This window comes from Microvirga sp. P5_D2 (assembly GCF_054049475.1).
Window position 1 is genome coordinate 1 of record NZ_JBFUMH010000230.1, and the last position, 6,313, is coordinate 6,313.

6 protein-coding genes and 1 pseudogene are annotated in these 6,313 nt (G+C 63.6%); all 7 read right to left on the minus strand.

Annotated features, from left to right (window positions below; genetic code table 11):
- A pseudogene (locus ACXJKO_RS28970) lies at positions 1-187 on the minus strand (IS5/IS1182 family transposase); the annotation flags it as partial.
- Positions 188-403: 216 nt separating this feature from the next.
- The gene (locus ACXJKO_RS28975; protein WP_457094493.1) at positions 404-667 is read right to left on the minus strand and encodes a hypothetical protein; all 264 of its coding nucleotides are present in this window, start codon (positions 665-667) and stop codon (positions 404-406) included.
- A gap of 205 nt (positions 668-872) precedes the next feature.
- A complete protein-coding gene (locus tag ACXJKO_RS28980; protein WP_457094494.1) occupies positions 873-1,541 on the minus strand; it encodes a 3'-5' exonuclease in 669 nt (222 codons plus the stop codon).
- Positions 1,542-3,356 carry a putative nucleotidyltransferase substrate binding domain-containing protein gene (locus ACXJKO_RS28985; protein WP_457094495.1) on the minus strand — a complete coding sequence of 605 codons (1,815 nt, stop codon included), beginning with the start codon at positions 3,354-3,356 and terminating at the stop codon, positions 1,542-1,544. It abuts the gene before it with no gap.
- A 67-nt stretch (positions 3,357-3,423) separates the two neighbouring features.
- Positions 3,424-5,118: a cation acetate symporter gene (locus ACXJKO_RS28990; protein ID WP_457094496.1), complete on the minus strand. Its 1,695-nt coding sequence runs from the start codon at positions 5,116-5,118 to the stop codon at positions 3,424-3,426.
- Positions 5,118-5,423: a DUF485 domain-containing protein gene (locus ACXJKO_RS28995; RefSeq protein ID WP_457094497.1), complete on the minus strand. Its 306-nt coding sequence runs from the start codon at positions 5,421-5,423 to the stop codon at positions 5,118-5,120. The genes ACXJKO_RS28990 and ACXJKO_RS28995 overlap by 1 nt, the downstream gene beginning before the upstream one ends.
- 23 nt (positions 5,424-5,446) lie before the next feature.
- A partial coding sequence (locus ACXJKO_RS29000; protein ID WP_457094498.1) for an AMP-binding enzyme occupies positions 5,447-6,313 on the minus strand: 867 nt, incomplete at its 5' end.

A 6,313-nucleotide genomic window follows, 5' to 3' on the forward strand; every position in this document is an offset into this window, starting at 1 on the left:
CGGGATGATACGACGGGCGTCCGGTTGCTTCGGGCACAATGCCTTCAAAGCCCAGAGCTCTCAACTCGAGTGCGTCGACAAAGGCGTCGATGACGCGCACCGGGTTATCGTCGCTGACCCAGTCCTCCAGGCTTTCGGGAAATAGGGTGGTCTGGCTGCGATCCACGCCTTCAACAAAGCGCCTCATCGGATCCTCCAAACAGAGCGGGCAATCCTACCACCAACCGCGTTTTGACACAGCCTGGGTCACCAGGAAACATGCCGCCGCCGGGACGGAAGGGGGTCATGGGATTGCGGGCCATCGTGCGTTCCTCCTCATGCGTTGCGGGATCGGGGGCGGGCCATCGTAGCGTCGCGGGCATGGGACCTCACGACACCGGGACGGGCCTGAGCMCTGGCGCGTTCAGGCCGCGAAGGACTGACCGCGTTGCTGCATCCAGAGCTGGTTCAAAAGGTCGACATAGGGCTGACGCCTCTCACAGTGGGCGACCCTGAGTTTTTCCCTGATGTACTGCTTGAGTTCCTCAGCGCTGGCGCTTTTCTCGACTTTCTCCAATTCGACCTGATGCTCGAAGTCGATGTGGCCTAGCGTCCGCGCGACCTCTTTCATCATCAGGTCAAGGCTAGGCGAGTACATCCGGTACTGCTGGCTGGCGTGATTGGACATGTTTCCCTCCATGATTGTTCATCATTGTCTGGGGCTACGCTTATCCAAGGATTTTACGCTGTCTCGGGCCAGTATCGTTGCTGCGGAACAAAGAGAAACTCCGTATTTTTACGGAGGGGCTGCATGAAGCTTTGCCGATCGGGAGCAAGAGTCCCACCGGCCCCAAAGGGCCTGACATTCCTGGCCGACGCTCCATGAGCTGAACTCAAGCGCCGATCGGAGCCTCCTGCTGGACGGCTCGATCACGTCCGATGCGGACTCCTCGTTGACGCATGTCCCTGAGCTGCACGTACATCATGGCTGTCATCAGGGCATCGTTGAAGGCATCGTGTAGCGCGAGGCTGGGAATGCCCAGATCCAACAGGATCGAACGGAACCGGAGATCGAGCACCGTCCCGGGTGGGGCACCGCCGTATTTGAGGGCGTAGTAGATCTCCGAGACCTCGATGCGGCGATTGGGGAGCTTCGCCTCGATGTAGCGAAGAATGTACTTGTCGAGCATGCGGACATCGAAATCCACGTAATAGCCGACAATGGGACGGCCCCCGATGAATCGGAGCAGCTCCGGCAACACCTCGTGCATGGGGCGCCCCTCGGCCACGTCACGCGCCCGGAGCCGGTGGACCTTGATGGACTCAGGGGGCGGTACCCTGTCGGACCTGATGATGGCCTTGTAGGCTTCGCTCGTCAGGATACGGCTGCCGCGGATCACGATGGCCGCGACGGCGATCACCTCGTCGTGCCGCGGGTTGAGCCCGGTCGTCTCGCAGTCCAGGACCACGACCTCGTCCGGCGGCCCCGGCTCGAACAGGAACCGGTAGTCGTGGTTCCCCAGGGTTGCGCGATAGAAGAGATTGCGCAGCCAGCGCCCCATTCAGAACGCCCCGAGATGGTAGCGGCTGCGGACCAACTCGCGGAACTGACGCACGATCCGGAGGGCGTCCCGCAGGATGTCCCGCTCCACCGTGGTAATCCCATCCAGGCGCAGCATGGACTCGGCCTCCATGGTCCCTTTGTGCAGCGCCTGAAGCTGCGACCGGAGCCGGAGCTCCATGAAGACGTGGAGGGCGCTGATCAGCTCCCGTCCGAATGCCGGCTCCAGGGTGCCGGCCCTGACGAGGGCCTCGATCCGGGCCGCCGTCGGCGTCTCGAGGATGCCTTTCTCGACCGCGAGCGTGCGCACGCCATGCACGATCGGAAACGTTCCGGCCTTCTTGATGTCGACTGCATCCGGACCGGCGCCGACGGTTGCCATGATGGTGCCGAGAACGCCCAGGCTGGGTGTCGCGAAGGTCTCGATCAGCGATGCGAACCGCGCCAGGAGCGCAGCCTCGCCGCGCATGAGCTCGAACAGGGCCTCTTTTGCCCGGGTGAGGACATTCGCCGAGCCGGCCACGGCCTCGGCATCGAGGAAGATGGCGATGTTCATGACCGCCTCGGCATCACCGCGGATCACCCATGCCTTGAGCTGTCGGATGAAGTCCTCAACGGGCTGGGACCAGACTGGATTGCGCACCATGACATTCCCAGGACAGGGTGGGAACCCGAACCCGTCCAATGCGACGGTGAACGCCTCGCGGAATCGGGCAAGATCGGCTGCTGGAACATCCCTGTCCAGAAGGATGGCATTATCTTGGTCGGTTCGGACCGTCTGCTCGCCGCGCCCTTCGGATCCCATCAGAAGCAGGCTGCCGGCCTCGCGGATTGACGGAGGGGCTGTCATCCCGAAGAGATGCGTGAGCAACCGCCGGTTCAGGTCGGACGTCATCTCGGCGATGACATCGACCTTTATTCCCTGCCGGTGAAGGCGCTCGACCTGTGCCTGGATGTCCTGGGCGGCAGCGGCCAGATCATCGATGCTGCGTGCGCGCTCGATCCGCCCCGGGATCAGTTGGGAGTTGCCCGCGAACAGCCCTAGGATGTCGATGTCCTCCAGAAAACCGAGATAGTCACCGTTCGAACGGATCGCGAGGCGCCGCTTGTCGTGCTTCGTCATCAGCAGCAGCGCCTCGAACAGGAAATCATCTCGGTCGACCGAGATGACGTCGAAGTGGCAGGCCTCCCGTACCACAGTTTCAAGGGAGAGCCGACGCAGAACGACCGCTTTCGACAGGTTCATGCCGGTGACAACGCCGATGCGTTGACCATCCCGCACGAAGAGGGCGTTGATGTCGTTGTCCCTCATGCAATGGCCGGCCTGCTTGATGGTGGCCTCTCCGTCAATGAAGACGGCCGCACGACACCTAGCATCGCGCACTCGCGCGCGCAGGACGCTGTCCATGCCCTCCGCCTTCCGCTGCTGCGCAAAGGCGTCGAGCTTGCGGGATATCTCTGCATAGAAGAACGCCGCGAAGGCGGCGTTGCGGTGGATCAGGCCGAGAACGACATGGCGCGGGACGAGATGGCAGAGCGTCTCCTCCGCAGCCACGAAATCCTCGCCCGCGGCCCCATGCACGAGGGCGCGGGAGTCGAAGCTGTCCTTCGGCCCAAGTATTGTCGGGACCGTGCTGCCGTCGCGGACCTCGACAGATCCCTTGATGACGATGTGCAGCCAGTCCGTGGAGCTCCCTTGGGGGATGATCACCTCCTCGGGCGCGAAGTACCCGATGTCGAGTCCGGCCCTGAGCTCCTCGCTTTCCTGATGTGTCAGGCGGTCGAACGGTGGATTGGCAGTGTCGAAGCCCTGCATGCGGTCCTCTCTGCCTCAATGGGCACCTGCCTCCCAGCTATCCGGGAGGCAGCCTTTGTCGAAGCCATCAATGGACGTGAGCGGCCGCGGCGCCGATCCCGGTTTCCGACCGGATGTACTGCGCGTCGAAGGATGCGATCTCCGCCTTGGCGCGGCTGCTGGCGTCGAGCTTCGAAAAGGCCCAGATCCCGAGGAAGGCGATCGGCATCGAGAAGATGGCCGGGTTGTCATAGGGGAAGAGTTCCCGTGCGAAGCCGAAGGTCTGCACCCAGACGGCCTTGCTCAGGACCACCATGGTGACCGCGCTGATCAGGCCCAGCAGGCCGCCGATCAGTGCCCCGCGGGTCGTCGTTCCCTTCCAGAGCACCGACATCAGGAGAACCGGGAAGTTGCAGCTCGCCGCGACCGCGAAGGCCAGGCCGACCATGAAGGCCACGTTCTGGTTCTCGAAGATGTAGCCCAGGATGATGGCGACGATCCCGATGAAGATTGCCGAAATCTTCGAGATGTTGACCTCCTTCTGCTCCGACACCCGTCCGCGGGCGATGACCTCCGCATAGAGATCGTGGCTGACCGCCGAGGCTCCCGACAGCGTGAGCCCGGCCACCACGGCAAGGATCGTTGCAAATGCCACGGCCGAGATGAAGCCGAGGAAGAGCGAGCCGCCGGTGGCATTGGCGAGGTGGATCGCCGCCATGTTCGTGCCGCCGAGGATATCCTTGACCTTGTCGTAGGCTCCGCCCGCGCCGAGCTTGAAGAAGCTCGGATCGTTCATCAGGAACGTGATCGCGCCGAACCCGATGATGAACGTCAGGATGTAGAAATAGGCGATGAAGCCGGTGGCGTAAAAGACCGACTTGCGGGCTGCCTGGGCGTCCGACACCGTGAAGAACCGCATCAGGWTGTGGGGCAGTCCGGCGGTTCCGAACATCAGCGCGAGGCCGAGCGAGATCGCCGAAACCGGATCGGCCACGAGGGCGCCAGGCGCCATGATGGCGTCGCCCTTCGGGTGCGTTTTGACCGCCTCGGCGAACATCACTTCGGGGCTGAAGCCAAACCGCCACAGGACGATCAAGGACATCAGGGTCGCCCCGGCCAGCAGGAGGCACGCCTTGATGATCTGGACCCAGGTGGTGGCCTTCATGCCACCGAATGCAACGTAGACGATCATCAGGATGCCCACAATGACCACCGCGTACAGGTAGTCGAGGCCGAAGAGGAGCTCGATGAGCTTGCCGGCACCGACCATCTGGGCGATGAGGTAGAAGGCGACGACCACGAGCGTTCCGACCGCGGAGAGAATGCGGATCTGGGTCTGGTCGAGACGGAAGGAGGCCACGTCCGAGAACGTGAACTTCCCGAGGTTGCGCAGCCGCTCCGCGATCAGGAAGAGGACGATCGGCCAGCCGACCAGGAAGCCGATGGAATAGATCAGGCCATCGAATCCGCTGGCGAAGACGAGACCGGAGATGCCGAGGAAGGATGCCGCCGACATGTAGTCGCCGGCAATGGCCAGACCGTTCTGAAGCCCGGTGATGCCACCTCCCGCCGCATAGAAGTCTGCTGCGGACTTGGTCTGGGCCGCGGCCCGGTAGGTGATGCCGAGCGTGCCGAGCACGAAGACCAGGAACATGATGATCGCCGTCCAGTTCAACGGCTGTCGCTGCACGACGCCGAGATCCGGCCCGGCCGCAAGGACCTCTGAGAGGCCCGCGCCCAGTGCGACCAGGGTTGCGATGGCAAGGATGAGCAGCCGGGACATTATAGGATCTCCCTCGTGAGGTGACGGGTCATCTCGTCGAAGCGGCTGTTGGCGCGCTGGACGTAGATGCCGGTCAGGACGAACGCCGAGAGGATGACGCCCAACCCGAGGATGATTCCCAACGAGGTCACGCCGTCGCCGATCTTGGTGGCGAGGAGCGGCTTGGCGAAGGCCACGAGGAGGATGAAGCCGAAGTAGATGACGAGCATCGCGATCGAGAGGGTCCAAGCGAACCTCGTCCGCTGGCGGACGAGCTCCTGGAACCGTGGGCTGCGAAGCAGTTGGTTGTAATCTTGTGCGGCCATGGATCGGGCCTCCCATTGAAATGTCAGTGAGCTCGGTTCTGGCGGTTGGTGATCAGGTCGTCGACGACGGTGGGGTCGGCCAGCGTCGAGGTGTCGCCGAGCGAGCCGAACTCGTCCTCGGCGATCTTGCGCAGGATCCGGCGCATGATCTTGCCCGAGCGCGTCTTGGGCAGGCCGGGCGAGAACTGGATCAGGTCGGGCGACGCGATCGGGCCGATCTCCTTGCGCACCCAGGCCACCAGCTCCTTGCGCAGCTCCTCGGACGGTTCCTCGCCGGCCATCAGGGTGACATAGGCGTAGATGCCCTGGCCCTTGATGTCGTGCGGATAGCCCACGACCGCCACTTCCGACACCTTCGGGTGGGCGACGAGCGCGGATTCCACCTCCGCCGTGCCCATGCGGTGGCCGGAGACGTTGATCACGTCGTCCACACGCCCGGTGATCCAGTAATAGCCGTCCGCATCCCGCCTACAGCCGTCGCCGGTGAAGTATTTGCCGGGATAGGTCGAGAAGTAGGTCTGCACGAAGCGCTCGTGGTCGCCATAGACGGTGCGCATCTGGCCCGGCCAGGAATCGGCGATCACGAGATTGCCCTCGGCTGCCCCCTCCAGCACCTTGCCGTCCGCGTCCACGACCTCCGGCTTCACGCCGAAGAACGGCCGTGTGGCCGAGCCGGGCTTGAGCTTCGTCGCGCCCGGTAGCGGCGTGATGAGGATGCCGCCGGTCTCCGTCTGCCACCAGGTATCAACGATCGGGCAGCGGTCGTCGCCGACGACGCGATGATACCATTCCCAGGCTTCCGGATTGATCGGCTCGCCCACGGAGCCGAGCAGGCGCAGGGACTTGCGCGAGGTCTTCTTCACCGGCTCCTCGCCCGCCTGCATGAGCGA